Below are 17144 nucleotides of genomic sequence, written 5' to 3'. Positions count from 1 at the left end.
ACAGGGTCACACCACTCTGCACAGAAAGGGCCGTCCATGAACGCCCTCGCCGCCTTCCATCTGCGTGCCGCCGCGATCTATGTCGCCCTCGGCATGGTCGCAGGCATCGTAATGGCCGCCAGCCAGCACTTCGAATACGGGCCGGCCCACGGCCATCTCAACCTTCTGGGCTTCGCCTCGGCCGCCATCTACGGGCTGGTGCTGAAGGACCGCCCGGATCTGGCGGCCACCCGCCTTGCAAAGGTTCACGCCATTCTGGCCCATCTCGGCCTGGTGGTGATGACCATCGGCCTCACCCTCCTGTTCTCGGGCGATGCCGCAACCGGAGAGCCGCTCGCCAAGGCCGGCAGCGTCATCGTGCTGCTGGGCGGGCTCGCCTTCATCGCGCTGGTGTTCAAGGCGACCGGCCCGCGGACAGCCTGACACAGCCGGCCGGCGATGTGCCGCCATGCGAAAAGGGCCCGGCAGCTGACTGCCGGGCCCTTGCACGTCATCCGGCAAGCGTCACTTGTTCATGCGGTTGCCGACCAGATCGTCGACCACCGTCGGGTCCGCCAGGGTCGAGGTGTCGCCCAGCCCGTCATGCTCGTTGGCGGCGATCTTGCGCAGGATGCGGCGCATGATCTTGCCCGAGCGGGTCTTGGGCAGGCCCGGCGCCCACTGGATCAGATCCGGCGTCGCGATCGGGCCGATCTCGTTGCGCACCCAGGCCACCAGCTCCTTGCGCAGCTCTTCCGACGGGGTCTCGCCGGCGATCAGGGTGACATAGGCATAGATGCCCTGGCCCTTCAGCTCGTGCGGGTAGCCGACCACGGCCGCCTCGGCGACCTTGGCATGGGCGACAAGCGCGCTCTCGATCTCGGCGGTGCCCATCCGATGGCCCGAGACGTTGATCACGTCGTCGACGCGGCCGGTGATCCAGTAATAGCCGTCCTCGTCGCGCCGGCAGCCGTCGCCGGTGAAATAGAGGCCGGGGAAGGTGCTGAAATAGGTCTGGGCGAAGCGCTCGTGATCGCCATAGACCGTGCGCATCTGGCCGGGCCAGCTGTCGGCAATGCAGAGATTGCCCTCGCAGGCGCCTTCCAGCGGCTTGCCTTCATTATCGACGATCAACGGCTTCACGCCGAACAGCGGCAGGGTCGCCGATCCCGGCTTGAGGTCGGTGGCGCCGGGCAGCGGTGCGATCATCAGACCACCGGTCTCGGTCTGCCACCAGGTGTCGGTGATCGGGCAGCGGCCGTCGCCGACCACGTCATAGTACCAGCGCCAGGCTTCCGGATTGATCGGCTCACCCACCGAGCCCAGCAGGCGCAGCGACTTGCGCGACGACCGCTTCACCGGCGCCTCGCCCTCGCGCATCAGGGCGCGGATGGCAGTGGGCGCGGTGTAGTAGATCGTGACGCCGTATTTGTCGACCACCTCCCAGTGGCGGCCGGCATCGGGCCAGGTGGGCACGCCCTCGAACATCAGCGTGGTGGCGCCGTTGGCGAGCGGCCCGTAGAGGATGTAGGAATGCCCGGTCACCCAGCCCACATCGGCCGTGCACCAGTAGACATCATCCTCCTTCAGATCGAAGACGGTCTTGTGGGTCAGCGAGGCGTAGAGCAGATAGCCGGCGGTGGTGTGCAGCACGCCCTTGGGCTTGCCGGTCGATCCCGAGGTGTAGAGGATGAACAGCGGGTCCTCGGACTCCATCGGCTCCGGCGGGCAATCATCGGAAACCTCGGCCACCGCTTCATGCCACCAGACGTCGCGGCCGTCCTTCATGGCGACGTTGCCGCCGGTATGGCGGACGACGATCACGGTGCCGACACCGCCCGCATGGTCCAGCGCCTTGTCGGCATTGGCCTTCAGCGGCACCTTCCGGCCGCCGCGCAGGCCCTCGTCGGCCGTGATCAGCACGGTGGAACCGCAATCCTCGATGCGGCCGGCCAGGCTGTCGGGTGAGAAACCGGCAAAGACCACCGAATGGACTGCCCCGATCCGGGCACAGGCGAGCATCGCCACCGCGGCTTCCGGGATCATCGGCAGATAGATCGTCACCCGGTCGCCCTTCTTCACGCCCTGTGCCTTCAGCACATTGGCGAAGCGGCGGACGTCGGCGGCCAGTTCGGCATAGGAGATCAGGCGGTTCGGCGCCTTCGGATCATCCGGCTCCCAGATGATCGCCGTCTTGGCGCCGCGGGTCGCCTCGTGGCGGTCCAGGCAGTTCCAGGCCACGTTGATCTGCCCGCCCTCGAACCAGCGGATCGACACATCGCCGGTAAAGTCGGTGTTCTTGACCCGGTCCCAGCGCCTGATCCAGTCCAGTGCTTCGGCCTGCTCGGCCCAGAAGCCTTCCGGATCCGAAATCGAGCGCGCGTACATCTCGTCGTAGCGGGCCTTGTCGATCAGGGCCTCACGCGCGAAGGCCTCCGGAACGGGATAGAGCGTCTTCGGCTCTGCGGTCTTGTCGTCTGACATGGGCTGGGTTTCCCCCTCGGTCGGATCCCTCGCGGCCGCGGTCAGGCGCGGCAGCGTCACTCAGCGCCCGGTTGAAATCCGGACGTCACACTTACACGTGGCAACGCGGCCGTCAGTCCGGCCGGATTGCATGCAACACCCCGTCCCCGTCGCACTCCAGCGCCAGCGCCGGCAGCCGCAGCCCCCGGCAGGGGCCGGCGACACAGAGCCCGTCATCGGGACGGAACCGCGCGCCGTGGAGCGCGCAGATCAGCAGGTCGCCCGTCCGGTCGAAGAACCGGTCAGGTGTCCAGTCCAGCGAGACGCCGGCATGGGGGCAGGCATTCTCATACGCCCGAAGTTCCCCCTGCCAGCGGATCACGAAGACCCGGAATTCCTCGGGCATGCGCCCGAACACAAAGCCCCGGCCGCCACCTTCCGGCACCTCTGCCGCCGGGCAGAGCCGCAGCCGGCGCCCCCCGTCATCCTGCATCTCAGACACCGGGCTCGATGCCGGCCAGACGGCAGATATGGTCCCAGTGCTCGTCCGAGACCGGCATCACCGACAGCCGGGACTGGCGCACCAGCGCAATGCCTTCCAGCGCCGGATCGGCCTTGATCTCGGCCAGCGTCACCGGCCGCTTGACCGCCGCTACCGGTGCCACATCGACCATGCCGAAACGACCCTTTTCGTCCGACGGATCCGGATAATATTCGCGGACGATCTCTACGACGCCCACGATCTCCTTGCCTTCGTTCGAATGATAGAAGAAGGCGCGATCGCCGGTCTTCATCGCCTTCAGATTGGCCGAGGCCTGATGATTGCGCACGCCATCCCAATGGGTACGGCCATCCGCGACCATCCGGTCCCAGGAATACTTGAACGGTTCCGATTTCACCAGCCAGCGGGCCATCGCGTCGCGTCTCCCGGCCGGTCAGCGATTGTCGAAAACCTTGCGCCACGGACGGATCGTGACGCTCTCGAACAGCCCGGCCTTTGCATAAGGATCACCGGCGGCGAACTCCTTCGCCTCCTCCAGCGTTTCGGCGTCATAGATCAGCAGGCTGCCGATCATCGTGGCACCGTCGTCGGAGAGGAAAGGTCCGGCCAAGACCACCTGTTCGCCCTCTTCCTTGAGAAAGGCCACATGGTCGGGGCGGTTCTCAAGGCGTACGGCCTCGTGGCCGGGCTTGTCGATACAGATGATGGCGAACAGCATGGGGGCCTTACTCCTCGGCAGCAGGATGGTTCGGGCGTCGCCATTCTGCGCCGATGACGTCCTGTGCGGCAAGTCCGGGACGGCCGCGACCGCCAGGACCGCGTTCCGAGGGGGGCCTTCCACCCTCTCCCTCCCCGGAGCGGTGGCCCGCGGAACGCGCCATGGTTGCCGTCGGTTGTCCTTCACACATCATGACATTGGCAGGCCGGCCCCGCGCCCCCTACCTTTGGCGATATCGGTCCGGAGCGGGAGACGCGCATGGTCGACAGCGGCAACAGGCAGGCCCTGATCCTTGGGGCGGCGGGCGGGTTCGGCGGCGCGATGGCGCAGGAGCTGGGCCGGCGCGGCTGGTATCTGCGGCTTCTGGTCCGCGATCCGGCCCGGCTCGGCCGGCTGGGCCTGCCGGAAGACGCCGATATCGTGGTCGGCGACGCCCGCGACCCGGCGCTCGTCGCCCATGCCGCGCAGGGCATGGATGCGATCGTCCATGCCGTGAACCTGCCCTATCCGCAATGGGACCCGGCGATGCGCCGCATCACCGCGGCCGCGATCGAAGGTGCCCGCGCAAGCGGTGCCCGCCTGGTCTTCCCCGGCAATGTCTATGCCTTCGGCCGCCAGGATGCCCGGCCGCTGCATGAAGAGGCGGAGCGCCGCCCCGATACGGTCAAGGGCCGGCTGCGCGCCGATCTCGAGACCGCCATCGAGACGCTGGGCCGCGAGGGCGCGGCACCGGTCTTGATCCTGCGCGCCGGCGATTTCTACGGCCCCACGGTGCGCAACGGGCTGACCGACATGATCTTCGCCAGGCTGGCGAAGGGACAGGCGCCGCGCTGGCCGGGGCCGCTGGACCTGCCGCACCAGTGGTGCTTCGTGCCCGACCTCGCCCGGCTCACCGCCGACCTTCTCGAGGCGCCGGAACGCCTGGCCCCCGTGGAGCATGTTCATCTGGCGGCGCAGCTGTTCGACACGCAGCGCCGCTTCATGGAGATGGCGGCGGCTGCCGCAGGCCACCCCCGGCTCGGCCCGAAGCGCCTGCCCTGGTGGCTGCTGCGCCTGGCGGCCCTGACCGATCCGGTCGCCCGCGAGCTGCTGGAGCTGCGCTATCTGTTCGACGATCCGGTCGTGCTCACCGGCAATCGTCTTCAGGTGCTGGTGCCCGATTTCCGGCCGACGGCGCCCGAGCGCGCGATTGCGGCCACCATGGCCGCCCATGCACAGGATGTGCGCCCGGCCCAGGGTTGATGGCAGATGCTGAACTGACGGCAGATGCAGGGCGGCCCTGCGTCGGGCGCGAGGGAAATTCGGGTGACCGGCAGGCGGGCGGGGCGTACACCCCAAGGCACCCCCGCCCCCATCCCGGCATCTGCGCGTCATGGACATCCTGTCGGCCTTTCTCACCCATCCCGTCGGTCCGGAGCTGCTGCTGGCCCTGTTCGCAGCCGCGGTCGTAGCCGCCGCCATCGACGCCATCGCCGGCGGCGGCGGGCTGATCACCCTGCCCGCCATGCTCGCAGCCGGCGTGGCGCCTGCCACCGCGATCGCCACCAACAAGGTGCAGTCCTCGATGGGCACGGCCATGGCGGCGATCACCTATGTCCGCTCGGGCCAGGTGCGTGTGCGCGAGGTGGTGCCGCGGATCCTGACCGTGCTGGCCGGCGCGGCCCTGGGGTCGCTTGCCGTCCAGTCGATCGACCCCTCGGCACTGGGCCGCATCCTGCCGGTGCTGCTGGGTGTGATGGCCGCCTATTTCCTGCTCTCGCCACGGGTGGGCGATATCGATGCCGAGGCCCGCGTGCCGGGCTGGGTCACCGGCTGGATCGTGGCGCCGCTGATCGGCTTCTATGACGGCTTCTTCGGGCCCGGGACCGGCTCCTTCTTCATGCTGGCGCTGGTCGCCCTCGATGGCCGCGGCATGCGCCGGGCGGTGGCCGAGACCAAGCTGCTCAACCTGACCAGCAATCTCTCGGCCCTCGCCGTCTTCGCACTCGGCGGCCATATCGACTGGATGCTGGGGGCGGTGATGGCCACGGGTGCGATCATCGGCGCCCGCATCGGGGCCGCCCTGGTGATCGCCCGCGGCACCCGGATCGTGAAACCGCTGCTGGTCTGCACCTGTCTGGCGCTTTCGGCGCGCCTGGCCTGGACCGAATACCGCGCCGATGCGGCACCGCCGCCGGCGGCCGTCAGCGCAGAAATCCCTGCCACGGAGTGACCCACCGGATACGTTCATGAGCGGCAGGGCTTTGCGCCCCTGGACCCGACGGGTCGGCTGCGCCTAAGATTCCGCAGCCCGATCCAGCCCGCAGGTCACGGGAGCCTCTGCCGCTACATGACCCAGGTCGTGGACATACCCGCCGCCTTTCGGGACGGCTTCGCCCGTGCCCGGCTTCTCGATGCCGGGCTGGCGGAGCGTTATGCCCGTCATCTGAGCCTGGGCGACCCGCTTGCCGATGCGGCGGTTGCGGCTGCCGCCACCGCGCGACAACGCCCGTGGATCCGGATCGGACTGGACGAAGGTCTGGCCGGGCTGGGTGACGCGCCGCAGGCGTTGCGCGACCTCTTCGCGCATGCCACGGACGTGCCCTACTGGTTCACCCAAAGCCGGACCCTGCCCGGCTGCAGGGCCTTTCACGGCAATTCACGCATGTTTCTCGCGGCCTTCGTCGCGGGCTCGCTGGTCGAAGCCTATTCGACCCTGATCGCCAAGGCCTTCATCACCAGCGGCCGGCTGGGGGATCAGGCCGGCCGGCGCTTCCGCCAGAACAACCAGCTGCTGTCCGAGATCTTCCTGCCGGGCGGGCTCGGCGAATTCGGCGAAGGCTGGAAGATGGCGCTGCGCATCCGGCTGATGCATGCCCGCCTGCGCCTGCTGACCGCGCGCTCCGCCGACTGGAACCATGAAGACTGGGGCACGCCGCTCAGCGCCGCCCATATCGCCTTCATGAATGCCGCTCTGTCGGGCCGCCTGCTGGAACGCGCCCGGGTGCTGGGTGTGGAGCTGTTCCCCGAAGAGCGCCGCGCCTTCATGATGATCTGGCGCATGGCCGGCCATCTGACCGGCGTGCCGGCCGAGCTGCTGCCGCGCCATGAAATCGAGGCCCAGCAGCTGTTCCGGATCGGCCGGATGATGGAACCGCCGCCCGAGATCGAAGGCATCGTGCTCGCCAACGGGCTGATCAATTCCGCCCCGATGGCCGCCGGGGTCGATGATCCCGACCTGCGCCGCAAGCTGGTACGACAACTCTACGGCATCTCGCGCGGGTTAATCGGTGGCGATCTCGCAACCGCCCTGCACTTCCCCGAGACCCGCGGCATGGATACCCTGACCGCGATCCGGCTGCGCAACCGGGCCGATCTGCTGCTGCGCCGGCATATCGGTTTCTATGACCGCCGCCGCCGTGCCGGTCAGTTCACCCAGCTGCTCGATCTCTCCTTCGAGGGGCTGGACACCGGCCTTCCCCAAGCGGCGGCGGAGGACGAACTCCCCGCCTGACCTGACGCCTGCCCGGAGCCACGCATGCAGATCCCGAGTGCCTACCAGGACGGCATGGCCCGTGCCCGCCGCATCGATCCTGCACTGACCGAAACATATCTCCGTCATACCATGATCGGCGATCCTCTGGCAGATGCGGTGATGGCGGCCTTCCGTGACGTACCGGCTCCGGTTCAGCGCGACTGGATGCACCGGGGCATGGATGGCGGCCCGACGGCCGTGGCCGATGCCCCTGCCGCCTGGCGGGATTTCCTGGCCGAAACCGAGCGGGTGCCCGACTGGTTCGATCCCGGCTTCACCGGCCCGGGCTGCCGGGCTTTCCATGGTAATTCCGAGATGTTCATCGCGGCCTTCGTGGGCGCCGTGCTGGTCGAGGGCTTCTCCACCCTGATCAGCAAGTCGTTCTCCATCACCGGCCGGCTGGTGGATCAGGGCGTGCGGCGGCTGAAACAGAACAACCGCCACATCTCGGAGATTTTTCTGCCCGGCGGGCTCGACCGTCATGGCGATGGCTGGAAGATGTCGGTCCGCATCCGGCTGATGCATGCCCGGCTGCGCGTCTTGCTGGCGACGGCGGAGGAATGGGACGGCCCGGCCTGGGGCGTGCCGCTCAGCTCCGCCCATATCGCTTTCGCCACCGCCGCCTTCTCGGGCGGATTGCTCGATCGCGCCCGCAAACTCGGCGTCGAGCCCACCGAGGACGAGCGCCGCTCCTTCATGATGATCTGGCGCTATTCCGGCCATCTGATGGGGGTGGCGCCCGAGCTGCAGGCGGCAGACGAAGCCGCCGCCATGCATCTCTTCCGCCTGGGCATGGCGGCGGAGCCACCGCCGGATCTGGAGGCGATCCTGCTCGCCAACGGTCTGATCAATTCGGCACCGGTGGTCGCCGGCATCACCGATGCGGGCGAGCGCCGCAAGCTGGTCCGCCTGATCTATTCGGTGTCGCGGGGCATGATCGGCGATCAGATGGCCGATGCGCTGAACTACCCGCCCGCACGCAATTTCGGTGCCCTGGCGGCCCTGCGCCTGCGCAACCGGGCCGACCGGGTGCTGCGCCGCCACGTCCCGGCCTGGGATCGCCGCCGCCGCGCCTTCCAGTTCGCGCAGATGATCGACCTCTCCTTTTCGGACGGGGCCGGCAACGACTACCGCATGCCCGCCCATCTCCATGCCGAAAAGGACCGCCCGTCGTGACCGTGACCCGGACCACCGACATCCCGCCGGTGCTGGTGCTGAGCACCGGGCGATGCGGGTCCACCATGATCTCGGACCTGCTCTCCCGCCATCCGGCTGTGCTCAGCCTGTCGGAATTCTTCGTGCCGCTCGGCCCCGAGGCCTTCGCCCATGACAGCATCGGCGGCGACGGCTTCTGGCGGATCCTCTCCCGCCAGAGCCCGGCGCTCCGCGCCATGCTCCGCGACGGCATCGTCGTCGACGAAATGCTCTACCCCTATGATCAGCCGGGCATGCGCTACGGCCTGGCGGATCTGCCGCCGATGATGATGGTCACCCTGCCGCATCTGACCGACGCCCCCGAAGCGCTCTACGATGCGCTGGAACCCGTGGTGCGGGCGCGGCCGGCGATGCCGATTGCCGATCAGTACCGGGCCCTCTTCGAAGACCTCGCCGGCCGCCTTGGCCGCAGGGTCTGGATCGAGCGTTCCGGCGGGTCGCTGATGCTGGCGGCCAAGCTGCTCCGCCTCTTCCCCGACGCCCGCGTGATCCATGTCCATCGCGACGGCCGCGACACCGCAATGTCGATGGAGAAGCATCACAATTTCAAGGTACTGGTCGGTGCGATGAAGGCGGCCCGCCGCCTGGGCGTGGATGCGACCCGCGAATTCACCCGCGATCGGGGCCGGCAGCTCGATGTCCTCTCCCAGCGGATGATCTTCCCGTTCATCAATGCCCGCCGGCTGGCGGAGGGCGTCACCCTGCCCGAACTCGGCGCCTTCTGGAGCCTGATGATCGGCCTCGCCCGCGAGGTTCTGGACCCGCTGCCGCCCGACCGCCTGCTGACCGTCGCCTTCGAAGACGTTCAGCGCGCGCCCCGCGAACAGCTTCAGGCCATGATCCACTTCATCGATCCCGGCCTCGACGATCCGGCCTGGCTCGACGAGGTCTCGGCCATCCCGCGCCCCGCCCGCTCCCGCGCCGCCGACCTGCCGCCGGACGTCTATACCGCCCTCACCGACGCCTGCCGGCCGGGGCTGGAGGCGTTGGGCTATCCCGTCTGAGCGCTGGCGTCCTAGCCCCGATGCCGTCCCCGGCCACCGGCCACGATCTGCTCGGCATGGGGGTCGAGCGGCCAGCGGGCGCGGGGGATCAGGGCCAGGCCGTCATCGGCGGACAGGTCGCCCCCCGCCGCCAGATGCTCCAGACCGGCCCAGGCGATCATCGCCCCGTTGTCGGTGCACAGCCTGACCGGCGGTGCCACCAGATGCAGGCCGCGCCGGGTGGCGACATCGCCCAGCCGGGTGCGCAGCGCGGTGTTCGCGGCGACACCGCCGGCCACCACCAGCGCATGGCCGCGGCCATGGCTGGCCACGAATGCCTTGGCCGCGCGGCCGACCCGGTCGGCGACGCTGTCGGACACCGCGGCCTGAAAGCTTGCCGCCAGATCGGCGACGTCCTGCCGGCTCAGCACCCGGATCCGCTCCGCCTCCTGACGGACCGCGGTCTTGAGGCCCGAGAACGAGAAGTCGCAATCCGGCCGGCCGATCATCGGCCGCGGAAAGGCAAAACGGGCGGGATCGCCGTCGCGGGCGGCCGCTTCGACCGCCGGCCCGCCGGGATAGCCGAGGCCCAGCAGGCGGGCGGTCTTGTCGAAGGCCTCGCCCACCGCATCGTCGATGGTGGCGCCCAGGCGGCGATACTGCCCGAGGCCGGTGACCTCGGCGATCAGGCAATGGCCGCCCGAGACCAGCAGCAGCAGGAAGGGAAAGGCGACGCCATGGGTGAGGCGGGCGGTCAAGGCATGCGCCTCCAGATGATTGATGCCGAGCAGCGGCACGCCCGCGCCCAGCGCCAGCCCCTTGGCGGTCATCAGACCGACCATCACCCCGCCGATCAGCCCCGGGCCCGAGGTGACGGCGATGGCATCCAGATCGCCCAGCCCCAGCTTCGCCTCGTCCAGCGTCGCCGCGACCAGCCGGTCCAGATGGTCGATATGGGCGCGTGCCGCGATCTCTGGCACCACCCCGCCGAAGCCCTGATGCTCGTCGATCTGCGAGAGCACCAGATGGGCGCGGATGGTGCCGAGCGGCCGCCCCTGCCCCGGCTGCGCGGCCGGATCGGACACGACCACGGCCGCCGCCGTCTCGTCGCAGCTGGTCTCGATACCGAGACAGATGCGGGGACGTCGGGCAGCGGCGGGATCGGAAAGGCTGGCGGCGGACGCGGTCATCGGGCAGGGTTCCGGTTCGCGGGTGGGACCGCGGCAAGAGGTAGCGGCTCGGGCCGCCGATTACCACTTCCCAAACCGCACGTCAGGCACTAACACAGGGCCATCATGGTCACGCATCCGCTCCTCCGCATCGGCACCCGTGGCAGCCCGCTCGCCCTCGCACAGGCGAACGAGGTTCGCGGACGGCTGGCTGCACTCGATCCGGCCCTCGCCGCAGCCGGCGCGGTCGAGATCGTCATCATCCGCACCACCGGCGATCAGGTCCAGGACCGGACCCTGGTCGAACTGGGCGGCAAGGGCCTGTTCACCAAAGAGATCGAAGAGGCGCTGATCACCGGCGCCATCGATCTGGCGGTCCATTCCATGAAGGACATGCCGACCGAGCTGCCCGAAGGGCTGGCGATCACCGCCCTGCTGCCGCGCGAGGATCCGCGCGACGCCTTCCTGTCGCTCAAGGCCCGCCGCCTCGACGACCTGCCGGCCGGGGCCGTGATCGGCACCGCCAGCCTGCGCCGTCAGGCCCAGCTGCTCGCCGCCCGCCCCGACCTGACGGTCGTGCCGCTGCGCGGCAATGTTCAGACCCGGCTGTCGCGGCTGCGCGAGGGGCGGATCGACGCCACCCTGCTTGCAATGGCCGGGCTCAACCGGCTGAAACTGACCGAGGTCGACCGCAGCCCGATCGATCCGGCGGTGATGCTGCCGGCGGTGGCCCAGGGCGCCATCGGCATCGAGACGCGCAGCGCCGACGACCGCACCAATGCCTGGGTGGGCGCGCTCGACGACGGCGAAACCGCCCTGGCGGTGATCGCCGAGCGGGCGCTGCTCGCGGTGCTCGACGGATCCTGCCGCACGCCGATCGCAGCCCTCGCCCGCCGCGACGACGGCGGCCGCCTGGCCCTGACCGGCCGGGTTGCCAGCCCGGATGGCGGCACGCTGCTGGAAGAGGCCGGCATGGCCGATGTCGGTGCGGCAGACCGTGCCACCGCCGAGGCCCTGGGCCGCCGGGTCGGCACGGCCCTGCGAGAGCGGGCGGGAGAAGACATCGCCCGCTGGGCCGCCGGGGTGACCGGTCAATGGGTCCCCGGCGCCACCTGACACGCCCCGCCGCCCACATCGTCGCCTGCCCTTCCGCCCGAGATCGGAGCCCGCCCCGCCATGCGCATCCTGGTGACCCGTCCGATAGACGACGCACAGACGCTCGCGGAACAGTTGCATCGCCTGGGACACCAGGCGGTGATCGCACCCCTGATGACCGTCCGCTACCGACCGATCCCCGATCTTGAACGGGTGCTGGACCGGGCGCAGCGGGTGCTGCTGACCAGCGCCAACGGCGCCCGGGCGCTGTCACGGGCGACCGACCGTCGCGACCTGAAACTGGCCACCGTCGGCCGCGCCACCGCCGAGGCGGCGAAGCGTGCCGGCTTCACCCGCATCGATGTCGCCGGCGGCGACGCCGACCGGCTGGCCGAACTCTGCGCCAATTCCTACAGGCCCGAAGACGGCCCGCTTGCCCATATCGCCGGCAGCGTGGTCACCGGGCGGCTGGGAGAGCAGCTGGGCGCGCTGGGCTTCACCGTCGAGCGCCGGGTCGGCTATGATGCCGCGGCGATCGGCGAGCTGCCGCCGCCGGTTGCAGAGGGGCTGGCACAGGGCCAGCTGCCGGTGGTGATGCTGTTCTCGCCCCGCACGGCCCGGCTGTTCCTGGACGAGATCGAACGCCTGGGCATCGGCGCGTCCTTCTGTCGCATCGATGCGCTGTGCCTGAGCCCGGCCGTGGCAGAGATGGCCGCCGGCCTGCCCTGGCGGCGGCTGCTGGTCGCCGCCGAACCCGCAGGGGATGCGATGCTGGCGCTGCTCGATCAGGCCGGCCCCAATTCTCAGGCGCCCAACCCGCAGGCCACGCCCCCTCAATCCGCCACGCCGCAGGGCTGACCGTCTCGCGAAACGGGGGAACAACGCGTCGGGCGGGAACACCGTCGGCCCCTCGCGGCTTGCCTATGGGTGCCCGATGGGCGACAAAGGGTGCAAGCCGACCAGACGGAGACCGCCCGATGACCGAAAGCCGGACGCCGCCCTCCGGGAAGAAGACCGGCCCCGAGGCCGGTCGGCCCGACGCTGCCACGGCCGAAACCGAAGGCACCGCCGCACCGAAGGGTGCGGCGTCGACGCCTGCGGAGCCGACGCCTGCTGCCCGGACCGGCGCCGACGACGCCACGTCCTCACCTGCCGGAGGCGCGGATGCCGCCGGCAAGGCCGGGGCGCCGAAGCCCGAGCCTGCAAAGGCTGCGCCTTCGAAGGCCACCCCCCCGAAGGCAGACGCACCGAAGGCAGACATCCCGAAGGCGGAGCCTGCAAAACCCAAGGCTGCACCGGCCGCCGACGACGCCCCGCCGGCTGCCCGCATCGTTACCCCCACCGACCATCGCGCCCAGCCACGCGACCGGATCGGCCGCGCCGCGCTCGGCGTCTCGATCCTGGCGCTGGTGCTGGTGGTGGTGGGCGGCGTGGTGGTCACCGCGGCCCCCGACAGGGTCCGGACCATGCTGGGTGCCGCCCCGGCCACCGTCGAACCCGCCCTCTCGGACCGTATCGCGGCGCTGGAGCAGCGGCTCGACCAGGGCCCGCCCGACACCGCCGAAATCGAGCGGCGGCTGGGTGCCGTCGAAAGCGGCCTCGGCAGCCTGGAAGACGACCGGCTGGGAGAGCGCATCGGCGCCCTGGAAGATGCGGTCGCCCGGCTCGAAGCCCTGACCGAAACCGTGTCGAAGCTGGAAGCGGAGCTGTCACGCACCAACGAGACCGTGGCGCGGATCGGGCCGCTGGAGAACCGGCTGGCCAATGTCGAAGGTGCGGCCCGCAACCTTTCGGATCGCGCCGCGATCGCCGAAAGCCGGCTGGCGGATACCCCCACCGCCGATGCCATGCGCCTGACCGCGCTGGCGCTGGCCGATGCCCAGCTCTCGGACGCGCTGGATGCCGGCCGCAGCTTCGAAGGCCCGCTGGGCGCGATCCGCGCCCTGGGCCGCGGCGATGGCGAAATCACCAACGCGGTCGGGCAGCTGGCACCGCATGCCGCCGACGGCGTGCCGACGCGCGACGAACTGATCGCGCGCTTCCAGGCCCTGGTGCCGACCATCCTGCAGGCTGCGGAGACCAAACCCGCCGAAGGCGACGTGGTGGGCGGGGTGCTGGCCGAACTGCGCGGCCTGGTGACGGTGCGGCGCACCGGCCAGGAACAGACCACGCCGGCCGCCGGTGCGCCCGAAGGTGATGCCGACCTGACCGTAGCCGCGATCGAGCGGCGGCTGAAGGCGGGTGACCTCGCCGGTGCCGTCGCCCGGGCGGAAGAACTGCCGCCGGCCGCCGCAGAGCGTGCCGCCGCCTGGACCGAAGCCGCCAGGGCGCGGCTTGCGGTGGAGCAGGCCGCCGCAGCCCTCGGTGATGCGGTCGCCGCCCGTTTCGAGGCCGGCGCCCGCGAGACTGCCGCCGTCCCCGCCGCCGGCGAGGCCGGTTCCCGGAATGCTGGTGAGGCCGCCCAATGATCCGCGTCATCCTGCTCGTCCTGGTCATCATTGCCCTCAGCCTGGGCGGCGCCTGGATCGCCGACCATCCCGGCAGCTTCTCGGTCGACTGGCTGGGCTGGCGGGTGGAGACCAGCTTCGCCGTGGCGCTCGCCGTGCTGGTGGTGGGGCTGGTGGCGCTCGCGATCGTCGTCCGCCTGCTCTCGGGCCTCGTGACCGGCCCGAAAAGCTTCCTGCGCCGTCGCGCCGAACGCCGCCGCCGCCGGGGGCTGGAGGCCATGACCCGCGGTCTCGCCGCAGTCGCCGCCGGCGATGCCCGCGACGCCCGCAAGCTGTCGGCCCGGGCGGAACGCCTGCTCGATGCCCAGCCGCTCGCCGATATGCTCGCCGCCCAGTCGGCCCAGCTGGCCGAGGATCCGGCCGAGGCCGAGCGCCGCTGGACCCGGATGCTGGAGCATGAAGAAACTGCCGAACTGGGCCTGCGCGGCCTGGCGGTGATGGCCCGCCGCCAGGGCGACGGTGCCGCCGCGGTCGCCCGCGCCCGCGAGGCGCTGGCGAAGCGCCCCGGCACCCGCTGGGCGCTGGAAACGGTGTTCGAAGTGAAGCTTGCCGAAGGCGACTGGGCCGAGGCCGAAGCCGCATTGACCGCGCTTGAACGCCACAAGCATCTGGACCGCGAGGAAAGCCGGCGCCGGCAATCGGCGCTGGAGATCGAACGTGCCCGCGCCGACAGCGCGGCCGGCCATCACGATGACGCCACCACCCGTGCGCGCACCGCGGTCAAGCTGGCCCCCGGCCGGCCCGAGGCCGCCATCACCCAGGTCGAGGTCGCGATCGCGGCCGGCAAGCTGCCGGTCGCCCGCAAGCTGATCGAACAGAACTGGGGTGCTGCGGCCCATCCGGAGCTGGGGCGGCTTTATGTCACCCTGCTCGGCGGCAACACCACGCCGACCGAACGGGTGCAGCGCGCCCGCGACCTGGCCCAGATCGCGCCAACCCAGGCCGAAAGCCGGCTGCTGGTCGCGGAAACCGCGCTTGAAGCCGGCATCCTGGGGGTCGCCCGCGACTCGGCCAACAAGATCGCGGTCGCCGATCGCGACACCCGTGCGGAGCGCATTGCCGCCCGGGCCGCCGAAGCCGATGGCGACTGGCAGTCCGCCGCCCAGGCTTGGCACCGCGCCGCGGATGCCCGCCCGGCGCCGGGCTGGATCTGCAGCCGTTGCAACACGGTGCACACCCGCTGGCACGCCGTCTGCGGCAGCTGCGGCAGCTTCGACACCGTCAGCTGGAGCCGCCCCGCCACGGTCCCCGCCGCCATGCCCGCAACCACCGGTCCGGCACCGGTGGTCGGCAGCGCCGCCGCGACCGCGCCGATGGATCCCGCCGCCCCAGGTCGACCACCCGCTGCGGCCTGAGCACGGGCCCCGGGGGCTGCAACCTCGCGACCAAGGTCGGTCAACCCCCCGGAATGTTTGACGCGGACGCCGCGAGGGGCGCATATACCGGGCGGATGGATAAGCCCGGACGCGGGCGGCCGTGCCATCTCCGGCCCTCCCGCGGACCACTTGCCGATGGAGCCTAGGACGCGATGACCGAGACCACGCCGAAGACGCGCGTCGAGAAGGACACGATGGGGTCGCTCGACGTGCCAGCCGACCGCTACTGGGGTGCCCAGACCCAGCGGTCGCTGCAGAACTTCAAGATCGGCGGCGAGAAGATGCCGGTGCCGCTGGTGCGCGCACTGGGCGTGCAGAAGCTGGCCGCGGCCCGGGTGAACATGGCGCTGGGCGCGCTGGACGCGAAGGTCGGTGAGGCCATCGTCGCCGCCGCCCGCGAGGTTGCCGACGGCAAGCTCGACGATCACTTCCCGCTGGTGGTCTGGCAGACCGGCTCGGGCACCCAGACCAACATGAACGCCAACGAGGTGATCTCGAACCGCGCGATCGAGATGCTCGGTGGCGAGATCGGCTCGAAGAGCCCGGTTCATCCGAACGATCACGTGAACTGCGGCCAGTCGTCGAACGACACCTTCCCGACCGTGATGCATATCGCGGCCGCGGTGGAAGCGACCGGCCATCTGATCCCGAGCCTGCGCCACCTGCACAAGGCGCTGGCCGACAAGGCCGAGGCCTTTGCCGAGATCATCAAGATCGGCCGCACCCACACCCAGGATGCGACGCCGCTGACCCTCGGCCAGGAATTCGGCGGCTATGCCCGCCAGATCGAATACGGCATCGCCCGGGTCGAGGCGTCGCTGGCCCGCGTTTACGAGCTGGCCCAGGGCGGCACCGCGGTCGGCACCGGCCTGAATGCCAAGATCGGCTTCGCCGAGGCCTTCGCCGACGAGGTGGCGAAGATCACCGGCCTGCCCTTCATCACCGCGCCGAACAAGTTCGAGGCGCTGGCCGCGAACGACGCGCTGGTCGAGCTGTCGGGCGCGCTGAACGTGCTTGCCGCCAGCGTGATGAAGATCGCCAACGACATCCGCTTCCTGGGCTCGGGCCCGCGCTCGGGCCTGGGTGAGCTGCTGCTGCCCGAGAACGAGCCCGGCTCGTCGATCATGCCGGGCAAGGTGAACCCCACCCAGTGCGAGGCGCTGACCATGGTCGCCGCCCAGGTGATGGGCAACCACGTGACGGTGACGGTCGCCGGCTCGAACGGCCATTTCGAGCTGAACGTCTTCAAGCCGGTCATCATCTACAACGTCCTGCAGTCGATCCGTCTGCTGGGCGACGCCGCGGTCAGCTTCGCCGACAACTGCGTGGTCGGCATCGAGGCGAACACCCGCCGCATCGACGAGCTGATGCGCAACTCGCTGATGCTGGTGACGGCGCTGAACCCCTATATCGGCTATGACAACGCCGCCAAGGCGGCCAAGACCGCCCATAAGGAAGGCACCAGCCTCAAGGAAGCGGTGGTCAAGCTCGGCCTGCTCACCGAGGACGAGTTCGATCGCTATGTCGATCCGAAGCTGATGATCGGCCCCAGCGCCTGAGCCATCACGCAGTGGAACGACCCCGTCGGCAGGCGGGAGGAAACGCCACGGGCGGCATCGGATC

16 protein-coding genes are annotated in these 17144 nt (G+C 70.2%); 11 read left to right on the top strand and 5 right to left on the bottom strand.

Translation table 11 applies throughout. The features are described 5' to 3' along the window. Positions 1 to 36 precede the first annotated feature (36 nt). Positions 37 to 423 carry a hypothetical protein gene (locus tag WI697_RS02515; RefSeq protein WP_296714968.1) on the top strand — a complete coding sequence of 129 codons (387 nt, stop codon included), beginning with the start codon at positions 37 to 39 and terminating at the stop codon, positions 421 to 423. Positions 424 to 504: 81 nt separating this feature from the next. Here WI697_RS02515 and acs read toward each other — a convergent pair whose 3' ends face one another. The 4 genes from acs to WI697_RS02495 all read right to left on the bottom strand — a co-directional run bounded on the left by acs (position 505) and on the right by WI697_RS02495 (position 3662). Beyond that, positions 505 to 2463 carry an acetate--CoA ligase gene (gene acs, locus WI697_RS02510; protein ID WP_345957253.1) on the bottom strand — a complete coding sequence of 653 codons (1959 nt, stop codon included), beginning with the start codon at positions 2461 to 2463 and terminating at the stop codon, positions 505 to 507. A gap of 112 nt (positions 2464 to 2575) precedes the next feature. Then, positions 2576 to 2935 carry a Rieske (2Fe-2S) protein gene (locus WI697_RS02505; protein WP_014743613.1) on the bottom strand — a complete coding sequence of 120 codons (360 nt, stop codon included), beginning with the start codon at positions 2933 to 2935 and terminating at the stop codon, positions 2576 to 2578. A gap of 1 nt (position 2936) precedes the next feature. Then, the gene (locus tag WI697_RS02500; protein ID WP_062762752.1) at positions 2937 to 3356 is read right to left on the bottom strand and encodes an EVE domain-containing protein; all 420 of its coding nucleotides are present in this window, start codon (positions 3354 to 3356) and stop codon (positions 2937 to 2939) included. Positions 3357 to 3377: 21 nt separating this feature from the next. Then, entirely contained in the window at positions 3378 to 3662 is a 285-nt protein-coding gene (locus WI697_RS02495; RefSeq protein ID WP_014743611.1) for a YciI family protein, read from the bottom strand. Between the two features lie 258 nt (positions 3663 to 3920). Between WI697_RS02495 and WI697_RS02490 the strand changes: the two genes are divergently transcribed. The 5 genes from WI697_RS02490 (at position 3921) to WI697_RS02470 (ending at position 9395) form a co-directional block, all read left to right on the top strand. Beyond that, positions 3921 to 4904, top strand: a complete 984-nt coding sequence (locus tag WI697_RS02490) for an NAD-dependent epimerase/dehydratase family protein (protein WP_345957252.1) — start codon at positions 3921 to 3923, stop codon at positions 4902 to 4904. A 130-nt stretch (positions 4905 to 5034) separates the two neighbouring features. Continuing rightward, positions 5035 to 5874 carry a TSUP family transporter gene (locus tag WI697_RS02485; protein ID WP_345957251.1) on the top strand — a complete coding sequence of 280 codons (840 nt, stop codon included), beginning with the start codon at positions 5035 to 5037 and terminating at the stop codon, positions 5872 to 5874. A 117-nt stretch (positions 5875 to 5991) separates the two neighbouring features. Then, positions 5992 to 7155 carry an oxygenase MpaB family protein gene (locus WI697_RS02480; RefSeq protein ID WP_345957250.1) on the top strand — a complete coding sequence of 388 codons (1164 nt, stop codon included), beginning with the start codon at positions 5992 to 5994 and terminating at the stop codon, positions 7153 to 7155. A gap of 24 nt (positions 7156 to 7179) precedes the next feature. Beyond that, positions 7180 to 8352, top strand: coding sequence for an oxygenase MpaB family protein (locus tag WI697_RS02475; protein ID WP_345957249.1), 1173 nt, complete (start codon positions 7180 to 7182; stop codon positions 8350 to 8352). Next, positions 8349 to 9395, top strand: coding sequence for a sulfotransferase (locus WI697_RS02470; RefSeq protein ID WP_345957248.1), 1047 nt, complete (start codon positions 8349 to 8351; stop codon positions 9393 to 9395). The genes WI697_RS02475 and WI697_RS02470 overlap by 4 nt, the downstream gene beginning before the upstream one ends. 11 nt (positions 9396 to 9406) lie before the next feature. Here WI697_RS02470 and tsaD read toward each other — a convergent pair whose 3' ends face one another. Then, positions 9407 to 10564 (bottom strand): tRNA (adenosine(37)-N6)-threonylcarbamoyltransferase complex transferase subunit TsaD, encoded by a 1158-nt coding sequence (gene tsaD / locus WI697_RS02465; RefSeq protein ID WP_296714983.1) that lies wholly within the window; start codon positions 10562 to 10564, stop codon positions 9407 to 9409. 105 nt (positions 10565 to 10669) lie between these two features. On the opposite strand from tsaD, the gene hemC reads away from it, so the two are divergent. The 5 genes from hemC (at position 10670) to fumC (ending at position 17080) form a co-directional block, all read left to right on the top strand. After that, positions 10670 to 11659: a hydroxymethylbilane synthase gene (gene hemC, locus WI697_RS02460; protein WP_345957247.1), complete on the top strand. Its 990-nt coding sequence runs from the start codon at positions 10670 to 10672 to the stop codon at positions 11657 to 11659. A gap of 60 nt (positions 11660 to 11719) precedes the next feature. Further along, complete coding sequence (locus tag WI697_RS02455) at positions 11720 to 12496, top strand: uroporphyrinogen-III synthase (RefSeq protein ID WP_345957246.1); 777 nt, start codon at positions 11720 to 11722, stop codon at positions 12494 to 12496. Between the two features lie 119 nt (positions 12497 to 12615). Then, positions 12616 to 14106 carry a COG4223 family protein gene (locus WI697_RS02450; RefSeq protein WP_345957244.1) on the top strand — a complete coding sequence of 497 codons (1491 nt, stop codon included), beginning with the start codon at positions 12616 to 12618 and terminating at the stop codon, positions 14104 to 14106. Next, positions 14103 to 15500, top strand: a complete 1398-nt coding sequence (locus WI697_RS02445; protein ID WP_345957243.1) for a heme biosynthesis protein HemY — start codon at positions 14103 to 14105, stop codon at positions 15498 to 15500. Before WI697_RS02450 ends, WI697_RS02445 begins: the two co-directional genes overlap by 4 nt. A 173-nt stretch (positions 15501 to 15673) precedes the next feature. Next, positions 15674 to 17080, top strand: coding sequence for a class II fumarate hydratase (gene fumC, locus WI697_RS02440; RefSeq protein ID WP_014743600.1), 1407 nt, complete (start codon positions 15674 to 15676; stop codon positions 17078 to 17080). Positions 17081 to 17144 lie beyond the last annotated feature (64 nt).

It is taken from the genome of Tistrella mobilis (assembly GCF_039634785.1).
Lineage (GTDB): Bacteria > Pseudomonadota > Alphaproteobacteria > Tistrellales > Tistrellaceae > Tistrella > Tistrella mobilis.
This window is presented reverse-complemented; position numbering and strand designations above follow the sequence as displayed.